Here is a 20,463-nt window from a genome sequence, read left to right as displayed (position 1 = left end):
ATAGATCCTTAGCGCTCGACCAGTGCTATACGACGGTTATAAAGGTTCATCAGCAATGAAATCACCAGGCTGATGATCAAATAGACAGACATGGTGATGGCGATGGTTTCAATGGCTTGTCCGGTCTGGTTAAGCACGGTTCCGGCGAACAGAGACACCATATCCGGATAACCAATGGCAGCAGCCAGCGATGAGTTTTTGACAATGTTAAGATACTGGCTGGTCAGAGGCGGAATAATCACCCGTAGAGCCTGAGGAATAATGACCTGGCGAAGCGTCACGGTATTCGGCAAACCGAGTGAGCGTGCCGCCTCGTGCTGACCGTAAGGCACAGCCTGAATCCCGGAACGGATGATTTCCGCAATAAATGCGGAGGTATAAATCGAAAGCGCCAGCGTTAATGCGGCCAGTTCAGGAATTAATACCATCCCTCCCTGGAAGTTGAACCCGCGCAGATGGGGAATATCCCAGTGCAAGGCCGCACCAAAAAGCCAGTGAGCAACTAACGGTAAGCCAACAAGTAGCACAGCGCCAGTTGGCCATGTTTTACGAAGCTGCCCGGTTTTAATCTGGTGCTTACGGTTATAGCGAAACAGGCCGACAGAAATGGCGAGTGCAATAACAACGGCGACGATAAAGGCGTAAAGCCCTTCGGCTACCTGAGGAGAGGGGATGTATAACCCACGGTTACTGAGAAAAAACAGCTCAAACGCATCGACGGCCTGGCGGGGGCCAGGAAGGTTACGCAGCACCGCGAAATACCAAAAAAATATCTGCAGCAGCGGTGGGATGTTGCGGAATGTCTCAATATAAATGGTTGAAAGTTTCCGCAGGAGCCAGTTTTCAGAAAGGCGCGCCAGCCCAATAAAGAAGCCCAGGATGGAAGCGAAGACAATACACAGTGCGGATACCAGCAGCGTATTCAGTAAACCGACCACAAACACGCGTCCGTACGTGTCACCTTCCTGGTAGTCAATAAGGTGCTGAACAATCCCAAACCCTGCGCTGCGATCCAGAAACGCAAACCCGGAGGTGATACCGCGATTATTCAGGTTCGTGATGGTGTTATGGATGAGATACACGGCGATAAGAACAACCGCAACAATAGCAATAATCTGGAATAGCCAGGCGCGGACCGCGGGATGAGAAAAGGATAGCGATCCTTTTACGGCTGAGCGGCGATGGGACATAAAGAAACCTCAGTAACCATGACTCTGGAGTGGGCACTGCCCGAGCAGTGCCCGTTACAACTATGACTTAACGTACTGGTGGGGCGTACTGAATACCGCCGTTATTCCAGAGATTGTTCTGGCCGCGTTTGATCTTCAGCGGGCTTTCCGATCCCACGTTACGCTCAAAGATCTCAGCATAGTTACCCACCTGTTTGATGATGTTGTAAGCCCACTTGTTATCCAGCTTCAGGTCCTTGCCGAAATCACCTTCTTTACCGAGCAGGTGCGCCATATCCGGGGTAGAAGGATTCGCCGCTTTCTCATCGACGTTTTTCGAGTTGATGCCCATCTCTTCTGCGTTCAGCATGGCAAACAGCGTCCAGCGAACAATGGAGAACCAGTCTTCATCGCCACGGCGTACAACGGGGCCGAGAGGTTCTTTGGAGATCACTTCAGGCAGGACAACCCACTCTGCCGGGTTGCTCAGCTTAATGCGTAAGGCATACAGCTGTGACTGGTCAGAGGCCAGCGTGTCGCATCGACCGGATTCCAGCGCTTTGGCTGACTCATCCGAGCGGTCGAAAGTCACAGGGGTGTATTTCATCTTATTTGCTTTGAAATAATCCGCGACGTTCAACTCGGTATCGGTGCCCGCCTGGATACACACGGTGGCGCCATCGAGCTCTTTGGCGCTTTTCAGGCCCGCTTTGTTGTGGGTCAGGAAGCCGATGCCGTCGTAATAGGTCACGCCGGTAAATGTCATCCCCATGCCTGCATCGCGGGAAGAGGTCCAGGTGGTATTACGGGAGAGCATGTCGACTTCACCGGACTGCAGCGCCGTAAAGCGTTCTTTCGCCGTCAGCGGGGTGTATTTTACTTTGCTGTCATCGCCAAAAACGGCGGCTGCAACGCCACGGCAGACATCCACATCGATACCGGTAAATTTGCCGTTCGCATCGGCATAAGAGAAGCCAGGCAAACCGTCACTGATACCGCATTGAACAAAACCTTTCTTTTTAACGGCATCCAGTGTCGTTCCCGCATGGGCTTGACCGGCTACGGCAAACAACATGCCTGCAGCGGCCAGGCTGGCTATCATCGTCTTTTTCATAATGCATCCTGTGTGGCGAAATTTATCGTTATAGAAGCGTTTTAAGCGCTTAACCTGTCTGTGGCGTTGGCCAACGTTTATAAAGCAAACGTAATGCCAGTTTTGCGTTCGACGAAATAAGAGACGAGTGAACGCTTAATGCTGAGTGTAGACAGGCTTAAATAAAACGAGCGCCCCGAAACGGTGCGAAATTACAACCTGTGCCACAAATCGGAGCAAAAGTTTTGAGTCGGGTCAGGAAAAAGAAGAGGTAGTTTCCAGGGTGAATATTGGCAGGGTATTCAATAATATTAATGTGTGAAAATCATCACGATAGAATAAGTAATTTGAATGAGTATGCGAAAAACTTGTGACTGACTTCAGTCTTGGATTAATTACGTGAATAAATACGGGGCTATTTTTTTACTTATTTGAAAATACTGCACCCATTAAAAGCAAAAGCGCGGCCAGAGCCGCGCTTTCTGAACAGATGTTACTTCGTCAGGGCAACAATACCCAACGTCAAACCTGCCACTGCGGCAGCACCGCCGGCGATAGCACCTGCTGTTTCCCAGTTATCCTGGGTGGTGCCTTTCATACAGGTATTGGTATGAACCAGTCGACCCTGGTCATCGTAAACCGGTACACATGGAGAGTCGTGCGCGCAACCAGCAAGCAGCGCAGCGAGAAGTGCAACGGAAATGAATCTTTTCATGATGTTACCTCAGTATTATTTCTCATTCGCTACAAAGCCAGGAGGGCTATTAACGAACTGGAGATTATTTTACCACCAGGGTAAGTCCCCGTTACACGAGGAATAATCTCAAATTATGTAGTTTGTAAAAATCATGGAGAAAAGTCGGGTTCAGGATGAATTCATGGAGAAATTATGAAGTGGCAAGATGGTGTTTTTACTTAATGCAAACTCATGCATTTTTAATAATCAACCCTCTAATATCTAATCCGTTGTTTATATTAAAAATAAAAAAGGCACCAAAAGGTGCCTTTCAGAGATACATTACTCTTTATGGCTGGTGAAGCGTCGCCGGACCACCACAAAGAAGACGGGCACGAAGAAAATTGCCAGAAGCGTTGCGGAAAGCATGCCTCCCATCACGCCCGTACCGACGGCATTTTGCGCACCGCTCCCGGCCCCGGTACTGATCACCAGCGGCATGACGCCAAGGATAAAGGCCAGGGAGGTCATCAGGATCGGACGAAGGCGCATTCTTGAGGCTTCTAGGGTGGCTTCAACGATCCCTTTACCTTCTTTCTCCATCAGGTCTTTAGCAAATTCGACGATCAGGATGGCGTTTTTCGCCGATAGCCCAATCGTCGTCAGCAGGCCGACCTGGAAATAGACGTCATTGTTTAACCCGCGCAGCGACGCCGCGAAAAGGGCCCCGATGACGCCCAGCGGCACAACCAGCATAACGGAGAAGGGAATGGACCAGCTTTCATACAGCGCTGCCAGACACAGGAACACCACGATCAGTGAAATGGCGTACAGTGCAGGCGCCTGGTTACCGGAAAGGCGCTCCTGATAAGACATTCCCGTCCAGTCATAGCCGATGCCGGAAGGCAGTTTTGCCGCCAGGCTTTCCATCATCACCATGGCCTCACCGGTACTTTTTCCAGGGGCTGATTCACCGAGGATTTCCATGGACGGCATGCCGTTGTAGCGTTCCAGACGAGGAGAACCGTAAACCCAGTGAGCGCTGCTAAAGGATGAGAACGGCACCATTTCCCCATTCGCGCTGCGTACGTAGAGGTTGTTGATGTCCCCCGGCAGCATACGGAATTTCGCATCCGCCTGGACGTAAACTTTTTTCACGCGGCCATGATCGATAAAGTCATTCACATAGGTACCACCTAATGCCGTCGATATCGTCTGGTTGACGTCAGATATGCTAATACCCAGCGCCTGCGCTTTCTCCTGATCGACATCCAGCTTGAACTGAGGGGTATCCTCCAGACCGTTAGGACGCACGCGAACCAGCAGATCAGGGTGCTCTTTCACCATGCCGAGCAGCTGATTACGCGCCTGCGTCAGCTGGGTATGCCCCAGGTTTGCCTGATCGATAAGTTCAAAGTCGAAGCCCGTTGCGGTTCCCAGTTCGATAATAGCCGGCAGGTTAAACGGGAACACAAGGCCGTCTTTAATCTGGCTGAATGCTTTTGTCGCACGGCCGACGATTGCCTCAACGCTATTTTCTTCCCCCGAACGTTCTTCCCAGGGCTTCAGGCTGACGAAGGCAATACCAGAGTTCTGGCCCTGGCCGCTAAAGCTAAAGCCGTTCACCGTAAACACGGATTCAACGTTCGCCTTCTCTTTATTCAGGTAGTAGTCCTGAACCTGGTCGAGAACCTGCTGAGTCCGCGTCTGGGTCGCACCAGCCGGGAGTTGAACCATTGTCATAAACACCCCCTGATCCTCTTCGGGCAGGAAGGAGGTGGGTAAGCGCAGAAACAGCACCGCCATCCCACCAACAATTATGACGTACACCACCAGATAGCGACCGGTCTTACGCAAAATACCGCTCACGCTGTTACTGTAGTGCTCCACGCTCTTGTCAAAGAGTGCATTAAACCAGCCAAAGAACCCCCCTTTTTTCTCATGATGATCGCCAGAGACGGGTTTAAGCAACGTTGCGCACAGTGCGGGCGTCAGGATCAGCGCAACCAGCACGGAGAGCGCCATGGCGGAAACGATAGTCAGTGAGAACTGGCGATAGATGGCTCCCGTCGAGCCGCCAAAAAAGGCCATCGGAACAAAGACCGCCGAGAGGACCATAGCGATCCCCACCAGCGCGCCCTGGATCTGCCCCATCGACTTCTGCGTGGCCTCTTTCGGTGGCAGCTTGTCCTCTACCATCACGCGCTCAACGTTCTCGACCACCACGATGGCGTCATCAACCAATAGCCCTATCGCCAGCACCATCCCGAACATCGTCAGGGTGTTGATAGAGAAACCGAACGCCGCCAGAACCGCAAAGGTACCCAGAAGAACCACCGGCACCGCGATAGTTGGGATGAGCGTCGCCCGCAGGTTTTGCAAGAACAAATACATGACCAGGAAGACCAGAACGATCGCTTCAAACAGGGTCTTCACCACTTCATGAATAGAAATTTTCACAAATGGGGTGGTGTCATAGGGGTAGACGACTTTAAGCCCCTGCGGGAAGAACTGTTGCAGTTGTGCCAGTTTGCTCTTGATGGCTGCCGCTGTATCCAGCGCGTTTGCCCCGGTTGCCAGCTTAATCCCCAGACCGGTGGCGGCCTTCCCGTTAATTTTGGTCACCATGTTGTAGTTTTCGCCACCCAGCTCAATGCGAGCGACATCCTTCAGGTGAACCATCGAGCCATCCTGATTTACCTTGAGCGTCACGCGGCCAAACTCCTCCGGTGATTTCAGGCGGGTTTGCGCGATGATGGAGGCATTCAGCTGCTGCCCGGGCACAGACGGCGTGCCGCCCAACTGGCCTGCCGCAATCTGGTCGTTCTGCGTTTTCAACTGGTTGATAATATCCAGCGGCGTCAGCTGGTATTTATTCATTGCATTGCTGTCGAGCCAGATGCGCATCGCATACTGGGCACCAAACAGCTGAACGTCGCCGACGCCCGTCGTTCGGCTGATGGCATCTTTGACGTTCGAGGCGACATAGTCGGAGATATCATCCTGAGTAAGGTTTTTGTTGTCCGAAACAAAACCGGCGACCAGCAGGAAGCTGCTGCTGGATTTCTCAACGCCAATCCCTTGCTGCTGTACCTCTTGCGGCAGCAGCGGCATGGCGAGCTGCAGCTTGTTCTGCACCTGCACCTGGGCGATGTCCGGATCCGTTCCTGACTCGAAGGTCAGCGTAATGGTGACGTTACCTGCTGAATCGCTGGTGGAAGACATATACATCAGGTTATCGATACCGTTCATGTTCTGTTCGATAACCTGGGTCACGGTATCCTGCACCGTCTGGGCGTCAGCGCCGGGGTAGGTTGCGGAAATCGCCACGGCAGGCGGGGCAATCGTCGGATACTGGGCGACGGGCAGTTTGAGAATAGCCAGGCCGCCAGCAATCATTAGAATGATGGCAAGCACCCAGGCGAAAACTGGCCTCTGAATAAAGAAATTAGCCATGTCGTCGTTCCTTAACCGGCGGGAGTCGTGGTGGTATCTGGCGTGGCGACGACGGTAGCGCCGGGTCTGACTTTTTGTAATCCGCTGACGATCACGCGGTCACCGTTTTTCAGCCCTTCTGTCACCAGCCAGCGATCGCCAATGGCCTGGGGCGCAACGACGGTCCGTGATTCAACCTCGTTTTTATCGTTTACCACCAGCACGGTTGCGTCGCCTCGCGGCGTGCGGGTCACGCCCTGCTGCGGAACCAGAATGGCATCTGGCTGTGTTCCCTCATCTATACGGGCGCGAACAAACATCCCAGGTAACAGCATGTGTTGAGGATTCGGGAAAATGGCGCGCAGCGTGATTGAGCCGGTGCTTTCATCCACCGTAACGTCGGAGAACTGCAGTGTGCCTTTCAGCGGATAGGGCTGGCCATTCTCCATCAGCAGCTCAACGCTGCTGGCCGTATCGCCTTTTTGCAGGCTCGTCTGCTTCAGTCGCATGAATTCATTGCTTGACTGGGTGACATCGACATAAATCGGATCGAGTTGCTGGACCGTTGCCAGCGCCGCGGCCTGTCCGTTCGTGACGAGCGCCCCTTCCGTTACGCTGGATTTACCGATGCGGCCATCGACAGGGGACGTCACTTTGGTATACGCAAGGTTGATACGCGCGCTTTCAACGCCCGCTTTTGCGGCGACGACGCTGGCATCTGCCTGCTGAGCGGTGGCCACGGCCTGGTCATACTCCTGCTTGCTGACGTACTGCGTCCCCACCAGAGGCAGATAACGTTTCACCGTCAGGTGTGCAATTTTGGCCGCCGCCTGCGCCTTTGCCAACTCGCCTTTCGCGCTGTCGTAAGCCGCCTGATAGGTCGCAGGATCAATCTGATACAGTGAATCCCCTGCTTTTACATCGCTACCTTCCGTGAAGTTGCGACGCAGAATAATACCGCTAACCTGTGGACGAACCTCCGCAACGCGGAACGCATCGGTTCTGCCCGGTAGTTCAGTTGTGACAGCCAGCGGCGCGCTTTTCACGATATGGACGCTGACCTGAGGCGCCTGCGCATGTTGTTGATGATTTTCCTGGCCATCGCATCCAGTGAGCAGCACAGCGCAGACAATGAAACCGGCTAAGGGTAAACGTCTGAAATGATTCGTCATTACTGTTCCTTTAAATACCCATTAACCGATGTTTGCCGTAGATCGGTAGTTGGGGCAGAGGGAAAAAATAAAATGTAGCTGCGTATAATAATGAGGGTATTTAATGTTTTTTAATTTATAAGTGCGAATAACGAGGCCCTGGAGGAAAATCAGAATCAGTCCCGTAGAAAATACGGATATACTTCTGCCCGGTAAATCAGGTTAATAGAGCTTAATGGATAAAGTATTCATTTCATGAATTTGATTTTAAGGATGTATTTGCATTAATTATAGATTAAGTAAATTGACTTTTTTTGTGCAAAAATAAAACGGCTTTTAGTGAATACTTCCAGCCATCCGAACCTGATGTTACATATATACCCAGTGAGTTAAGAGTAGCTGCCAATGGCGCGTAAAAAGAAAGAAGAGGCTCAACAAACCCGACAGCAGTTGATTGAAGCGGCTATCGGGCAGTTTGCGACGCGGGGCGTAGCCAGCACGACGCTGACCGATATCGCAGATGCCGCAAAGGTTACGCGCGGTGCTGTCTACTGGCACTTTAACAGTAAAGCAGAAATATTTAATGCCATTTGGGAACAGCAATTACCGCTGCGTGACATCATTCGCGACAGGCTCTCTTTCTCCGAGAGTGATGATCCGTTGTTAATGCTTCGTGAGCAATTTATTACTGCGCTGCAATATATCGCGCACGAACCTCGTCAATGTGCGCTGTTACAAATCTTGTATCATAAGTGTGAATTTACTAGCGATATGATTTCAGAAAATGAAATTCGGAAACGCATTTGGTTCAATTATGATTTTTTGCGCGTCACTCTGGAGAATTGTATTTCTCAGAACATTGTTTCGTCGCAGGTGAACGTTGAACTGACCATGATCGTATTCCACGGTTTCTTTAGCGGCATCATTAAAAACTGGTTAATGAATACCGACAGTTTTAATCTTTATCAGCAGGCGCCAGCCCTGGTCGACAGTATTCTGGCGACACTCCCTGTCTTGCGAGTGTCGCCTCGTGATGACTACAGCTCAGCGCCCGGCAACATTTCACCCCGTGCGCAAAGCGCCTCGATGGTCTGCGCGCTGGTGGGTTTACCTAACAGATAACCCTGTAAGGTATGACAGCCCAGTTCCGTCAAAAAGGCCTGCTGCGCTTCGGTTTCCACACCTTCAGCCACGACTTTCAGGTTGAGCGTTTTCGCGAGGGCTACAATCGCAGAGACAATGGTGGCATCCTCGCTTTCCCCGCTTAACTCTTTCACAAACGCTCTGTCTATCTTCAGTTCACAGGCCGGTAAACGCTTGAGGTACAGCAGGCTCGAATATCCGGTCCCAAAATCATCAATCGAAGCTTTCACACCTGCATCCGTCAGCTCTGTCAGCACCCGCACGCTCTCATCGGGGTTGCTCATTGCCGTGGTTTCCGTGACTTCCAGGATCAACATTTCCGGCGGGAGGTGATGACGCTCCAGGCAGTCGAGCACTGTTTTAACCAGCGAGGGCTGTTCAAACTGCAACGTCGACAGGTTTACCGCCATTGACCAGTTCCGATGCCCCTGAAGATGCCATTCTCGCAATTGGCGACAGGCTTCATTGATCGCCCAGTTACCAATAGGAATGATAAGCCCGGTTTTTTCCGCCAGCGGCAGGAAAAGATCCGGCGTCAGTAAACCCTGCTTCGGATGCTGCCAGCGCAGCAGCGCCTCAAACCCGAGGAGGGGGCCAGCGGGCGCGTGAAATTTTGGCTGATAAAGCAGGCGCAGTTCATTGCGATCGATAGCCATCCACAGATCGTTCATTAACTGAAGATGGGTCTGCGCCAGCGTGTTCATAGAGGGCTGGAAAAAGTGATACCCGTTTCGGCCCATATGCTTGGTGTGGTACATCGCCGCGTCGGCGTTAAACATCAGCTCACGTTCGGTTTTGCCGTCGTGAGGGTACAGGGCGATACCAATGCTAAGCGTTACCACCAGTTCGTAGGGGTCGAGAGTGAACGGGCTATCGATCGCCCGCACCAGCGAATTTGCCAGCGAGGCTGCATCGTCCGGACCTTCTCCCTCAGCAAGCAGAACAAACTCATCACCGCCAATACGTGCAAGGGTAAACTGGCCCTTCAGGAGATGCAGCAGACGCTGCGTAACGGCGACCAGCAGCCTGTCACCGACATCATGGCCGTAGGCGTCATTGATGGCTTTAAAACCGTCGAGATCCATGAACATCAGGGCGAAATGGGTACCTTCACGGTCTGCTTTGCTGATGGCCTGATCGAGCCGGTCCTCCAGCAGGATACGGTTGGGCAGACGCGTCAGCGTATCGTGCAGCGCCAGTTGCGCAAGTTCCCGGTTCGCTTCTGCCAGCGACGAGGCCAGAAGGGCGGTACGTGCCTGCAGGCGAGCATCCAGCATCGACACCAGCAGGGTTATCCCAAGAATAGAGAGCGCGACGACGCTGACCAGCACGGCCAGCCAGCTGCCGTTAATACCCTCATGGTGAACGATTGTGGACATTGGAAACTGCGCGGCTTTCATCCCGGCGTAGTGCATACCGGCGATGGCAATTCCCATCGTGATGGCGGCTCCCAGGCGCATCAGCACCACCTGCGCTGCTTCGTGGCGCAGGCGGAAGGTCAGCCACAATGCTGCAAGCGAAGCGGCAAGAGCAATCACGACCGAAATGGCTACCCACAACGTGTCCCAGATGATCCCTGGCATCACCTCCAGTGCCGCCATACCGGTGTAATGCATGGCAACAATCCCGATTCCCATCACCAGAGCGCCGGGGAGCAGGCGGCGCAAGCGCAGCTGTTCACAGCTGACGAGCCATAGTGCAAACAGTGACGACCCTACGGCAATGACCATGGATAACATCGTCAGGCTCGCGTTGTAACTCATGCTCATGGAGAGGTCCATCGCCAGCATGCCGATAAAGTGCATGGCCCATACGCCAATGCCCATTGCAACGCTGCCTCCCACCAGCCAGATGCGCGCTGCGACGCCCTGACTCCCGGCGACACGTGCAGCCATATTCAGCGCGGTGTAAGCCGCAAGGATGGCAACAACGAAGGAGAGGACTACAAGGATAGGGTTGTATTGGCTAACCAGCATGGTCGGTTCTACTCGAATGTGACGTTACGCGGGAGAGGTTGAGAAGGGCGAGACATTATCACCGTCAGGTAACGGCTCAAAGGAATTTAAATCCCCGTTTTTAGTGGGTAATACGGGGGAGAGGAAGCGGCGTCAGGTCGTTAATCGAGTTCTGAACAGTTCACTAATTTCAGCGGGTTCACGGAGTTCATATTGCGGCACTTATCGGTTTCGGTGCTCATCAGTTCAATCCACTGCATCAGGAGGGCATCGAAAAGGAAAACCGAGATTGCAAAGACAACCAGCCACCAGTATTTACGAATCATTGTGTCATTCCGCGTGAAGAGAGCCACTGAAGTGGTGGAAATATACACGAAAAGAAACGGTTTAAAAGCGGGATAAGCGAAGGTTTACAAAGCGTTGACGGTGACAGAACAAAGCAATAAAAAAGGCGCATCCCCATGCCAGGTAGCGCCTTTTTAAACAAGCATTTAACTGATTAGTATCAGTTCATGCCGTATTTTTTCAGTTTCTTACGCAGAGTACCACGGTTGATACCCATCATCAGCGCAGCGCGGGTCTGGTTACCGCGGGTGTATTGCATCACCATGTCCAACAGTGGCTGTTCAACTTCAGCCAGTACCAGCTCATACAGGTCATTAACATCCTGACCATTCAGTTGAGCAAAATAGTTCTTCAGTGCCTGTTTAACCGAGTCACGCAGGGGCTTTTGAGTTACCTGATCCTGAGAGTTAACGGTAGAAACGGTCAGTACGTCAGAATTTACGCGTTGTTCGAACATAGTTCTGTCAGCTCTTTATTTCATTACGCAAGATTTTCGAAGTATGCCTCCAACGCCTCCAGCTGTTCGCTGGCATCCTCAATGGCGTTGAATGTGCGCCGAAACTGGTCATCTGGAGCGTGCTCCTGGAGATACCAGGAGACGTGTTTACGCGCAATTCGGTACCCTTTTGCCTGACCATAGTGGTCATGCAGTTCCCGAACATGCGAACAAAGCAAGCGCTTTACCTCTGCCAGAGGCAGCGGGGCAAGCAGCTCCCCAGTGTCCAGATAATGCTGGATTTCCCGGAAGATCCAGGGTCTTCCCTGAGCTGCACGTCCTATCATCAGAGCATCAGCTCCCGTATAGTCGAGTACAGCCCTGGCTTTAAGCGGGTCAGTTATGTCGCCATTCGCGATAATCGGAATGGAAACCTTCTGCTTAACTGCCCGAATGCTGTCGTATTCAGCTTCACCATTGAACAAACAGGCGCGAGTGCGTCCATGGATGGTCAGGGCCTGAATACCACAATCTTCGGCCAGTTGGGCAATCTCTACACAGTTACGGTGTTCCGGCGACCAACCCGTGCGAATCTTCAACGTAACAGGAACGTCCACTGCGCTGACAACCGCCGTCAGGATAGCTTTCACCTGGTCGGGGTATTGCAGAAGGGCTGAACCTGCAAGCTTGCGATTCACCTTTTTGGCCGGGCAACCCATATTGATATCAATAATCTGGGCACCACTTTCCACGTTAATACGCGCGGCATCTGCCATCTCTTCAGGCACGCTTCCGGCAATTTGCACGGTGCGAATCCCTGGTTCATCAATGTGCACCATCCGAAGGCGGGATTTATCGCTTTCCCAAACCTGCGGGTTAGACGACATCATCTCGGATACGGTTAAACCGGCTCCCATCTCATAGCACAGCGTCCTGAACGGCCGGTCGGTAATACCTGCCATAGGGGCTGCGATCAGGCGATTTCTAAGCTGGTGGTGTCCGATGCGCATGAGTTAAGAAATGACCATACTGTGACTGCAAGGCGGCGTATATTACGCATTTTTTGCACGAGATGAAAGGCCAAACTTTGAACAATCCACTGTTATAGATCAAGGAATCGCCGCTCAATCTTTACGTTGAAAATTATTCATTATTTAAATCATTAGGTTATGCGTGAATGGTTGTTTTATGGGCGCTTACAATTTCCCGTAACTTCTCATCAATTCTGAAGAAATGCGACATATGAGCGGGATAATCTGCTGTTTTTAGCAGCAGACTATCCCGCTTGTTTGCGATCTACGTCGCATTTTAGAACATGATCTCAGGGCAAAAAATGCAGGTTATTCGACCACAAGACGACCATGCAGGGACTGTACCGGACGGTTATTATCGTGATGCATTGTGTGGGTGAATTTCTCAAGCTGTTCAGCGGAGACCGTCAGAGGATGTTTAAGCACGATCCAGGTGACGCCTTCTGAACAGGGTGGCGTGGTGAGCGAACCGCTAAAACGCCAGTACGTTTTATCTTCCGGCAGCAGCTTATTCATGTTGAGATCCTGTTTGATGGAGACGTTCAGCTCAGCCTGCTGAGGCATCACGTTCCACAGTTTATCAAGCTCCGGATTCTCGGCCCCTTTGTCGAACATGACCGCAACCACTGCCAGTTCTCCCTTCTCATTTTTATGCACCAGATGCATTTCCATCGCGTAATGCTTGCCATGCACGGTGTTTTCGCTCGGCGCGTGGAAATGGAACTGTTGTAGCGTCCAGGATTGCTTATCCAGAGTGATGCTGTCGCGGGTGTCGGCCTGCTCGCTTGCCTGAATGGTATGGCCATTGTTTGTTAGCGTTACAGGGCCGTCAATGTAGTGCGTTTGCAGCGGAGTGAGATGGGCGTTAGCGGTCGAATCAATATTTATGGGAGACTGGTTCATTCCGCTGTTACAGGTTTTGTACGCTTCATCCAGTTCGCCCCAGTGCTCCGGTGAACTTTCACCTTTGTAGCTCCAGTGTGATGCGCATGCTGAAGCCGAGATCATGCTCAGCGCTAACAGCGCTGCCTTGCTATAAACGTGTTTCATAATATTCTTCCTGTGAATTTTTATTATCCAAATCAAAATATATCAATATGATTTGTATGGTTATTTTACCGGAGGCAGACAGGGGGTGGGAGGAATATTAGAGGGGAAAAGGCGTGGTCAGAGGACCACGCTAAATACTTATTTTTTACGACCGGTAATACGGCACCACTCTTCCTTCTCCACAACAGGGTCGAGAGCGAAAAGATCGGCGTAGGCTTCGCAAACGCTGTCCGCCTGGCTTGCCAGGATGCCAGAAAGCCCCAGCATACCGCCCTCAACGGGCAGCACGCTGATTAATGGCGCCAGTTCACGCAGCGGGCCCGCGAGAATGTTAGCGACCACCACATCGGCTTTCATGGCTTCTGGCTGCGCATCAGGCAGATACAGCTCCAGGCGATCGGAGACGCCGTTACGCTCGGCATTATCGCGGCTGGCCTGAATGGCCTGCGGATCGATATCGATCCCGATGGCTTTCGCCGCGCCCAGTTTCAGGGCGGCAATCGCGAGGATCCCGGAACCGCAGCCGAAGTCGATCACCGTCTTACCTTCCAGATCCAGACCATCCAGCCACTGCAGGCACAGGGACGTGGTTGGGTGGGTACCGGTGCCAAACGCCAGGCCTGGGTCAAGCATCACATTGACGGCATTTTCATCGGGAACCTCGCGCCAGCTTGGGCAGATCCACAGACGTTTGCCGAACTGCATCGGGTGGAAGTTGTCCATCCACTCCCGTTCCCAGTCTTTGTCTTCCAGCTGTTCGATTTTATGCACAAAACCCGCACCCAGAAGGGGATGGTTTTCCAGAATTGCCACCACCTCTTTCATGTCGGTTTCGGCATCGAACAGGCCAATCACGTCGGTATCGCCCCACAGGCGCGTTTCGCCTGGCAGCGGTTCAAAGACCGGCGTGTCATGCGTGTCCTGGAAGGTAATGGAGACGGAGCCTGCCTCCATCAGCGCATCGCTCAGCTCTTCGGCGTTCGCGCCGGTTGTGTTCAGTTTTAGTTGGATCCACGGCATGGCAAAACTCTTTATTTATCAGGAGAAATCATAGCGGGTTGTGGGACGGGCTGACCGAAACGGTTCCCCACCACGAACGCCAGTAAACTTAGCAGTAACGAAGGCACAATCGGATGGAAGCCCAGGTACTGAATCTTAAATGTCGCAAGGATGGCATAAAGCACACCACCAACAATCATTGCGCTCAGCGCGCCTGCAGCGTTCGCGCGTTCCCAGTAAAGACCCAATACCAGCGGCCACAGGAAAACGGCTTCCAGACCGCCAAACGCAAGCAGATTCAGCCAGATGATCATCTCCGGCGGACGCCATGCGGCTAACATCAGTAAAGCTCCTAACACCAGCGTAATGACGGCAGACATCCGCTTCAGGCGACGTTCATTTTCAACCTGCTCAGGGCGCAGGTTCAGATAGAGATCTTTAATGATCGTAGCGGAACTTTGCAGTAACTGGGCGTTGATGGTCGACATAATGGCGGCCATTGGTGCGGCGAGGAAGATCCCGGCGGCAAAGGGGGGCAGCACTTTAACCATCAGGGTCGGGATCACCAGATCCGGCACGGTAAGATCGGGGATCACCGCGCGCCCTAATGCCCCCGCCAGATGCATACCAAACATCAGGATCGCGACCACAATTGTCCCGATAATGATGCCCTTGTGAACGGCTTTACTGTCTTTATAGGAGATACAGCGCACGGCGGTATGCGGCAGACCAATCACTCCGAAGCAGACTAACACCCAGAAAGAGGTCATAAAGGTCGGAGAGAGGATATCATCTGCGCCCTGCGGCGAGACCAGTTTCGGGTCAATCGCTTCCAGGGTTTCCACCGCGTGAGTGAGTCCACCCGCGGCATGGACAATGCCCACCAGCAGAACGATCGTGCCGATGAGCATAACCATTCCCTGCAGCGTATCGTTCAGCACGCTGGCGCGGAATCCACCAAACGCAGTATACAGCGCGATGCTTACCCCGAAGATAATTAGGCCCGTCTCGTAAGGGATTCCGGCCGCCGTTTCCAGCAGGCGTGCTCCGCCGATAAACTGTACGGTCATCGCACCGATAAAGGCCACCAGCAGGCTCAGGCTCGCCAGCCACACCAGCAAGCGGCTCTGATAGCGGGCAAAGAGCATATCGTTGAGCGTCACGGCATTATAACGGCGCGCCAGAATAGCAAATTTTTTGCCCAGTATGCCCAGCGAAAGCCAGACGGCAGGCAGCTGGATCATAGCCAGCAATACCCAGCCTAACCCGTACTTGTAGGCCGCACCGGGGCCGCCAATAAACGAGCTGGCGCTAATATAGGTCGCAGTCAGCGTCATCGCCAGTACAACGCCGCCCATCGAACGGCTGCCGAGGAAATACTCATTCAGGAAAGCGCCGGTCGCTCTTTTACGCATGGCATAGATGGATAAACCAAACACGACCAGCAGGTATGCGACAAGCGGCATAATGACTTCAAGCTGCATCATCGTCCTCCAGCGGAATATCCCGGTAGATGAATTTCACCATCGCCCAGCACAGCAGAATAAACACCATTGGTACCAGCAGGCAGGCCATTTCAAACCAGTGTGGGAGGCCGGTAATGCCGATAGCTGAATCAGGTATGTAAGCGGTTACTAACCATGCGGCAAGATAGAGAAGGGTCAGCCACAGCGCCCAGCGCGCTTCTTTATGGGCCTGAACAAAACGTTTGTCCATTTTTAGTCCCTTGTGGATGCAGAAAGCGGGGATTGTACATGATGGGGCTTTGCGATCCCCAGAAATAAAAAAGGCCGGATAATCCGGCCTTTTAGCAACACAGCTCTCTTACTTCTCGTTCAGGCCTAGTTTTTTCTCCAGGTAGTGGATGTTCGTCCCACCATTCTGGAAGTGCTCGTCGCTCATGATACGCATCTGCAGATCAACGTTGGTTTTGATACCGTCGATGATCAATTCCTGCAGGGCGTTCTTCATGCGGGCAATCGCCACGTCACGGTTTTCGCCGTAGCAGATAAGCTTGCCAATCATTGAGTCATAGTACGGCGGTACGGTGTAACCGGCGTAGATATGAGATTCCCAGCGCACGCCAAAGCCACCCGGCGCGTGGAAACGCGTGATTTTACCCGGGCTTGGCAGGAAGGTGTTCGGGTCTTCGGCGTTGATACGGCACTCTACCGCATGGCCTTTGACCACAACTTCTTCCTGCTTGATGGACAGCGGCTGGCCTGCGGCGATACGCAGCTGCTCTTTGATCAGGTCAACGCCGGTGATCATTTCGGTAACTGGGTGCTCAACCTGAATACGGGTGTTCATTTCAATGAAGTAGAACTCGCCGTTTTCGAACAGGAACTCAAAGGTACCCGCCCCGCGATAGCCGATATCGACACACGCTTTGGCGCAACGCTCGCCGATGTAGCGACGCAGTTCCGGGGTAATGCCCGGCGCTGGCGCTTCTTCGACCACTTTCTGGTGACGACGCTGCATGGAGCAGTCACGTTCTGCCAGATAGATCGCGTTACCCTGACCGTCGGCCAGCACCTGAATTTCGATGTGGCGTGGGTTTTCCAGGTATTTTTCCATATACACCATGTCATTGCTGAAAGCCGCTTTCGCTTCCGCTTTGGTCATGGAGATGGACTGCGCCAGTTCAGCATCGCTGCGCACAACGCGCATACCGCGACCGCCGCCGCCGCCGGACGCCTTGATGATAACCGGGTAGCCAATGCGTTTAGCATGAGCACGGTTAGCATCCATGTCGTCGGTCAGAGGGCCGTCAGAGCCTGGTACGGTTGGAACACCGGCTTTTTTCATCGCGGTGATTGCAGACACCTTGTCGCCCATCAGGCGGATGGTGTCGGCTTTCGGGCCAATGAAGATAAAGCCAGAGCGTTCAACCTGCTCAGCAAAGTTGGCGTTCTCAGAGAGGAAGCCGTAACCCGGATGAATTGCCACCGCGCCGGTGATTTCAGCGGCGCTGATGATAGCCGGGATGTTCAGATAGCTTTTTACGGACGGAGCCGGGCCAATACAGACCGTCTCATCCGCCAGCAATACGTGTTTTAAATCGCGATCCGCGCTTGAGTGCACAGCGACGGTCTTGATGCCCAGTTCTTTACAGGCACGAAGAATACGCAGTGCGATCTCGCCGCGGTTGGCGATAACAATTTTATCCAGCATGTACGCCTCGTTACTCGATGACGACCAGCGGCTCGTCAAATTCAACCGGCTGACCACTTTCGACCAGAATCGCTTTCACAGTACCTGATTTGTCTGCTTCGATCTGGTTCATCATTTTCATCGCTTCAACGATGCACAGGGTATCGCCTACGTTGACTTTCTGACCCACTTCGATGAACGCCTTCGCGTCCGGGCTCGGGGTGCGGTAGAAAGTACCAACCATTGGGGAACGTACGATGTGACCACTGATTTCTGCTGCAGCGGCAGGTGCGGCTTCAGCTGCTGCTGGCGCAACGGCTGCGGAAAGCGCAGGCTGCTGCACTGGCGCAGCGTAAGCTTGCTGCATTACCGGGAAGCTAGCGGCTGGGGCTGCACGGCTGATGCGTACAGACTCTTCGCCTTCAGAAATTTCCAGTTCGGAGATGCCTGATTCTTCAACCAGCTCGATCAGTTTTTTAATCTTACGAATATCCATGAGTGGGTTCCGTACTCTTGTTTAGTGTGATTGTGACAAGCGTTTTACCGCTGTCTGTAAAGCGTATGAATAGCCGTCTGCGCCCAGTCCGCAGATAACGCCAGCAGCGATATCCGACAGATACGAATGGTGGCGGAACGGCTCTCGGGCGTGCACGTTACTCAGGTGGATCTCGATAAACGGGATACTCACCGCGAGCAGTGCGTCGCGGATAGCAACACTGGTGTGCGTAAACGCGGCCGGATTGATCAGGATATAGTCCACATTGTCTTTAGCCTGATGAATACGGTCGATGATTGCGTACTCCGCGTTTGACTGAAAATGATCCAAATCCACATTCAGTGACGCTGCTTCCGTGCTCAGACGGTTAACAATTTCGCTCAATGTCAGCGTGCCGTACTTCTCTGGCTCACGGGTGCCGAGCATGTTCAGGTTCGGTCCGTTTAAAACTAAGATATGGAACTTATCAGTCATTATGCCGCTATCTCCTGCGATTCTCGGGTAAAAAACAAAATATACCGTCGAAGCGCAAATGTCACCTTTTCAGAGGCCCAAAACCACTGTCAGGCGAACCAAGGTCGCACATTATAACGATTTCGTAGCATTTGGCAGCTAAATACTGGTCTTATCAGGGAAGATTATCAACCGCAATCCAAAAAAGATTTGCGGTTGAGAGGTAATCTGCGGGAAAACGCACAGTTTCGCGAACTATCGCAACCACTGGCGGAACTTCTTGTAACGCCATGCTAAAAGCGCTACGGCCGCCAGCGCGTAAAGGATCGGCTGCGGAGAGAGGATCTTCACCGACCACAGATAATGAATGGGTGCGAGGATCGCGACAAGATAGACGAAGTTGTGCAGCAGCTGCCAGCGACGGCCCAGCTTTCGCTGCGCATATTGCGTGGAGGTCAGCGCTAACGCCAGTAAAATCACCCAACTCACAATACCCAGCGTCAGATAAGGTCGAGTCACCAGTTCGCGGCCAAGCAGTGTCAGATTGTTAATTCCCAGTTCCAGCAGGGCGTAGCTGGTTAGGTGCAGGGTCGCCCAGGCAAAACACCATAGCCCTAAAAGCCGACGGGTGCGTATCAATAGTGGCTGTTTAGCGTAGCGCGCCAGCGGCGAGACGAGCAAGGTGGCCAGCAAAAATTTCAGAGCCATCCGACCCGTAAAATGCTGGATATCTTTTGCCGGATCGGCGCTAAAGAGGCCCTGGCTTGCGGCCCAGAACAGCCATATAAAAGGAAGTAACCCGGCCAGGTGCAGAAGCACTTTCAGCCAGGCGATCTGCTTTGCCGTTAATCGCACTCAGAAGTTCTCCCGTAAATCGAGGCCACGGTACAGCGAGGCCACTTCATCCGCATAGCCGTTAAACAGCAGCGTGGGCTGGCGCTTTACGTCCAGCGCACCGCCGGAGCCGATAAAGCGTTCCGTCGCCTGCGACCAGCGGGGATGATCCACATGCGGGTTCACGTTGGCGAAGAAGCCGTATTCACCCGGTGCCGCCAGGTTCCATGTCGTTGGCGGACGTTCGCGGGTCAGCTTAATGCTGACGATCGATTTAATCCCTTTGAAGCCGTATTTCCACGGCACGGTTAAACGGATGGGAGCGCCGTTTTGCGGCGGAAGCGCCTTGCCGTAAACGCCGACGGTCAGGAGGGTAAGGGGATGCATGGCTTCGTCGAGGCGTAACCCTTCTACATACGGATACTCCAGCCCGCCGCCAATGAACCGGTCTTTCTGGCCCGGCATCTCGTCCGGGGCGAAGCGCGTCTGGAAGGCGACGTATTTTGCGTTGCTGGTGGGCTCAACCATCGCCAGCAGCTTATGCAGGGGGAAGCCTACCCAGGGCACCACCATCGACCAGGCCTCTACGCAGCGCATGCGATAGATACGCTCTTCGAGAGGGAAGCGTGTGGTCAGATCGTGGTGATCCAGCGTCAGGGGTTTTGCCACTTCGCCGTCGATTTTCAGCGTCCACGGATCGGTTTTCATGCTGCCGGCATTGGCGGCAGGATCGGCTTTATCCAGACCAAATTCGTAGAAGTTGTTGTAGCCGGTGACTTTATCTTCCGGCGTAAGCGCGAGTTTGTTCTGCCATTGCTCGGGTTTGGTGAAGGTAAGCGGGGCGCCGGAAGGAGCCTTCGGGCGATCGTTGCCTTTAAACCAGTCGAGCAGGTCGGCGTGTGCCGCTGGAGAGAGCGTCAGGGCGGTGGCGCTGATGCCAAGCATTTTCAGGATCTGGCGGCGCTGTAGCATAAAGACAGACTCAGACGTTACGTCGGCTTCCGTCAGTTTTCGATTTTTCATGGCATCCTCCATCATGCGTTT

At 53.1% G+C, this 20,463-nt stretch carries 19 protein-coding genes; 1 reads left to right on the top strand and 18 read right to left on the bottom strand.

Annotation, left to right across the window (positions count from 1 at the left end):
- Positions 1 to 8 precede the first annotated feature (8 nt).
- From V1603_RS00665 to V1603_RS00645, 5 genes are all read right to left on the bottom strand, one after another.
- Positions 9 to 1,190, bottom strand: coding sequence for an amino acid ABC transporter permease (locus tag V1603_RS00665; protein ID WP_116343553.1), 1,182 nt, complete (start codon positions 1,188 to 1,190; stop codon positions 9 to 11).
- Between the two features lie 67 nt (positions 1,191 to 1,257).
- On the bottom strand, positions 1,258 to 2,283 hold the full coding sequence (locus V1603_RS00660) for an amino acid ABC transporter substrate-binding protein (RefSeq protein ID WP_116343552.1): 1,026 nt from the start codon (positions 2,281 to 2,283) through the stop codon (positions 1,258 to 1,260).
- Between the two features lie 472 nt (positions 2,284 to 2,755).
- On the bottom strand, positions 2,756 to 2,977 hold the full coding sequence (locus tag V1603_RS00655; protein ID WP_008502867.1) for a lipoprotein: 222 nt from the start codon (positions 2,975 to 2,977) through the stop codon (positions 2,756 to 2,758).
- 303 nt (positions 2,978 to 3,280) lie between these two features.
- Positions 3,281 to 6,394, bottom strand: coding sequence for an efflux RND transporter permease subunit (locus tag V1603_RS00650; RefSeq protein WP_395313383.1), 3,114 nt, complete (start codon positions 6,392 to 6,394; stop codon positions 3,281 to 3,283).
- A gap of 11 nt (positions 6,395 to 6,405) precedes the next feature.
- On the bottom strand, positions 6,406 to 7,545 hold the full coding sequence (locus tag V1603_RS00645) for an efflux RND transporter periplasmic adaptor subunit (protein WP_302221317.1): 1,140 nt from the start codon (positions 7,543 to 7,545) through the stop codon (positions 6,406 to 6,408).
- Positions 7,546 to 7,929: 384 nt separating this feature from the next.
- Between V1603_RS00645 and envR the strand changes: the two genes are divergently transcribed.
- Complete coding sequence (gene envR, locus V1603_RS00640) at positions 7,930 to 8,646, top strand: acrEF/envCD operon transcriptional regulator (RefSeq protein ID WP_116343549.1); 717 nt, start codon at positions 7,930 to 7,932, stop codon at positions 8,644 to 8,646.
- Here envR and V1603_RS00635 read toward each other — a convergent pair.
- From V1603_RS00635 to msrP, 13 genes are all read right to left on the bottom strand, one after another.
- Positions 8,562 to 10,643, bottom strand: a complete 2,082-nt coding sequence (locus V1603_RS00635) for a putative bifunctional diguanylate cyclase/phosphodiesterase (protein WP_395313382.1) — start codon at positions 10,641 to 10,643, stop codon at positions 8,562 to 8,564. The genes envR and V1603_RS00635 overlap by 85 nt on opposite strands.
- Positions 10,644 to 10,783: 140 nt before the next feature.
- The gene (locus V1603_RS00630) at positions 10,784 to 10,948 is read right to left on the bottom strand and encodes a DUF2556 family protein (RefSeq protein ID WP_014885446.1); all 165 of its coding nucleotides are present in this window, start codon (positions 10,946 to 10,948) and stop codon (positions 10,784 to 10,786) included.
- A gap of 179 nt (positions 10,949 to 11,127) precedes the next feature.
- Positions 11,128 to 11,424 carry a DNA-binding transcriptional regulator Fis gene (gene fis, locus V1603_RS00625; RefSeq protein ID WP_000462905.1) on the bottom strand — a complete coding sequence of 99 codons (297 nt, stop codon included), beginning with the start codon at positions 11,422 to 11,424 and terminating at the stop codon, positions 11,128 to 11,130.
- Positions 11,425 to 11,447: 23 nt separating this feature from the next.
- Positions 11,448 to 12,413 carry a tRNA dihydrouridine synthase DusB gene (gene dusB / locus V1603_RS00620; RefSeq protein ID WP_008502861.1) on the bottom strand — a complete coding sequence of 322 codons (966 nt, stop codon included), beginning with the start codon at positions 12,411 to 12,413 and terminating at the stop codon, positions 11,448 to 11,450.
- Between the two features lie 330 nt (positions 12,414 to 12,743).
- Complete coding sequence (locus V1603_RS00615; RefSeq protein WP_116343547.1) at positions 12,744 to 13,484, bottom strand: carbonic anhydrase; 741 nt, start codon at positions 13,482 to 13,484, stop codon at positions 12,744 to 12,746.
- A 138-nt stretch (positions 13,485 to 13,622) separates the two neighbouring features.
- Complete coding sequence (gene prmA / locus V1603_RS00610; protein WP_116343546.1) at positions 13,623 to 14,504, bottom strand: 50S ribosomal protein L11 methyltransferase; 882 nt, start codon at positions 14,502 to 14,504, stop codon at positions 13,623 to 13,625.
- Between the two features lie 11 nt (positions 14,505 to 14,515).
- Positions 14,516 to 15,967 (bottom strand): sodium/pantothenate symporter, encoded by a 1,452-nt coding sequence (panF, locus tag V1603_RS00605; RefSeq protein ID WP_395314013.1) that lies wholly within the window; start codon positions 15,965 to 15,967, stop codon positions 14,516 to 14,518.
- Positions 15,957 to 16,199 carry a YhdT family protein gene (locus V1603_RS00600; RefSeq protein ID WP_395313381.1) on the bottom strand — a complete coding sequence of 81 codons (243 nt, stop codon included), beginning with the start codon at positions 16,197 to 16,199 and terminating at the stop codon, positions 15,957 to 15,959. The genes panF and V1603_RS00600 overlap by 11 nt, the downstream gene beginning before the upstream one ends.
- 108 nt (positions 16,200 to 16,307) lie before the next feature.
- Complete coding sequence (gene accC, locus V1603_RS00595) at positions 16,308 to 17,657, bottom strand: acetyl-CoA carboxylase biotin carboxylase subunit (RefSeq protein ID WP_003860388.1); 1,350 nt, start codon at positions 17,655 to 17,657, stop codon at positions 16,308 to 16,310.
- Between the two features lie 10 nt (positions 17,658 to 17,667).
- The gene (accB, locus tag V1603_RS00590; RefSeq protein ID WP_008502856.1) at positions 17,668 to 18,132 is read right to left on the bottom strand and encodes an acetyl-CoA carboxylase biotin carboxyl carrier protein; all 465 of its coding nucleotides are present in this window, start codon (positions 18,130 to 18,132) and stop codon (positions 17,668 to 17,670) included.
- A 21-nt stretch (positions 18,133 to 18,153) separates the two neighbouring features.
- On the bottom strand, positions 18,154 to 18,606 hold the full coding sequence (gene aroQ, locus V1603_RS00585) for a type II 3-dehydroquinate dehydratase (RefSeq protein ID WP_163329768.1): 453 nt from the start codon (positions 18,604 to 18,606) through the stop codon (positions 18,154 to 18,156).
- A 234-nt stretch (positions 18,607 to 18,840) separates the two neighbouring features.
- The gene (gene msrQ / locus V1603_RS00580) at positions 18,841 to 19,440 is read right to left on the bottom strand and encodes a protein-methionine-sulfoxide reductase heme-binding subunit MsrQ (RefSeq protein WP_116343542.1); all 600 of its coding nucleotides are present in this window, start codon (positions 19,438 to 19,440) and stop codon (positions 18,841 to 18,843) included.
- Positions 19,441 to 20,442: a protein-methionine-sulfoxide reductase catalytic subunit MsrP gene (gene msrP, locus V1603_RS00575; protein WP_116343541.1), complete on the bottom strand. Its 1,002-nt coding sequence runs from the start codon at positions 20,440 to 20,442 to the stop codon at positions 19,441 to 19,443.
- Positions 20,443 to 20,463: the final 21 nt, after the last annotated feature.

The sequence above is a fragment of the Enterobacter sp. ECC-219 genome, from assembly GCF_043966805.1.
In the GTDB taxonomy this organism is placed as follows: Bacteria; Pseudomonadota; Gammaproteobacteria; order Enterobacterales; family Enterobacteriaceae; genus Enterobacter; species Enterobacter cloacae_N.
Note: the sequence above shows the minus strand (reverse complement) of the source record. Positions and strands in the feature narration are given on the sequence as shown.

What these genes read in the sequence shown, in the direction of transcription:
- prmA (WP_116343546.1), bottom strand. Translation starts at nt 14,504, where the DNA reads ATGCCGTGGATCCAACTAAAACTGAACACAACCGGCGCGAACGCCGAA.
- panF (WP_395314013.1), bottom strand. Translation starts at nt 15,967, where the DNA reads ATGCAGCTTGAAGTCATTATGCCGCTTGTCGCATACCTGCTGGTCGTG.
- accB (WP_008502856.1), bottom strand. Translation starts at nt 18,132, where the DNA reads ATGGATATTCGTAAGATTAAAAAACTGATCGAGCTGGTTGAAGAATCA.
- aroQ (WP_163329768.1), bottom strand. Translation starts at nt 18,606, where the DNA reads ATGACTGATAAGTTCCATATCTTAGTTTTAAACGGACCGAACCTGAAC.
- V1603_RS00630 (WP_014885446.1), bottom strand. Translation starts at nt 10,948, where the DNA reads ATGATTCGTAAATACTGGTGGCTGGTTGTCTTTGCAATCTCGGTTTTC.
- V1603_RS00665 (WP_116343553.1), bottom strand. Translation starts at nt 1,190, where the DNA reads ATGTCCCATCGCCGCTCAGCCGTAAAAGGATCGCTATCCTTTTCTCAT.
- V1603_RS00650 (WP_395313383.1), bottom strand. Translation starts at nt 6,394, where the DNA reads ATGGCTAATTTCTTTATTCAGAGGCCAGTTTTCGCCTGGGTGCTTGCC.
- V1603_RS00655 (WP_008502867.1), bottom strand. Translation starts at nt 2,977, where the DNA reads ATGAAAAGATTCATTTCCGTTGCACTTCTCGCTGCGCTGCTTGCTGGT.
- V1603_RS00660 (WP_116343552.1), bottom strand. Translation starts at nt 2,283, where the DNA reads ATGAAAAAGACGATGATAGCCAGCCTGGCCGCTGCAGGCATGTTGTTT.
- V1603_RS00615 (WP_116343547.1), bottom strand. Translation starts at nt 13,484, where the DNA reads ATGAAACACGTTTATAGCAAGGCAGCGCTGTTAGCGCTGAGCATGATC.
- V1603_RS00645 (WP_302221317.1), bottom strand. Translation starts at nt 7,545, where the DNA reads ATGACGAATCATTTCAGACGTTTACCCTTAGCCGGTTTCATTGTCTGC.
- dusB (WP_008502861.1), bottom strand. Translation starts at nt 12,413, where the DNA reads ATGCGCATCGGACACCACCAGCTTAGAAATCGCCTGATCGCAGCCCCT.
- fis (WP_000462905.1), bottom strand. Translation starts at nt 11,424, where the DNA reads ATGTTCGAACAACGCGTAAATTCTGACGTACTGACCGTTTCTACCGTT.
- envR (WP_116343549.1), top strand. Translation starts at nt 7,930, where the DNA reads ATGGCGCGTAAAAAGAAAGAAGAGGCTCAACAAACCCGACAGCAGTTG.
- V1603_RS00600 (WP_395313381.1), bottom strand. Translation starts at nt 16,199, where the DNA reads ATGGACAAACGTTTTGTTCAGGCCCATAAAGAAGCGCGCTGGGCGCTG.
- V1603_RS00635 (WP_395313382.1), bottom strand. Translation starts at nt 10,643, where the DNA reads ATGCTGGTTAGCCAATACAACCCTATCCTTGTAGTCCTCTCCTTCGTT.
- msrP (WP_116343541.1), bottom strand. Translation starts at nt 20,442, where the DNA reads ATGAAAAATCGAAAACTGACGGAAGCCGACGTAACGTCTGAGTCTGTC.
- accC (WP_003860388.1), bottom strand. Translation starts at nt 17,657, where the DNA reads ATGCTGGATAAAATTGTTATCGCCAACCGCGGCGAGATCGCACTGCGT.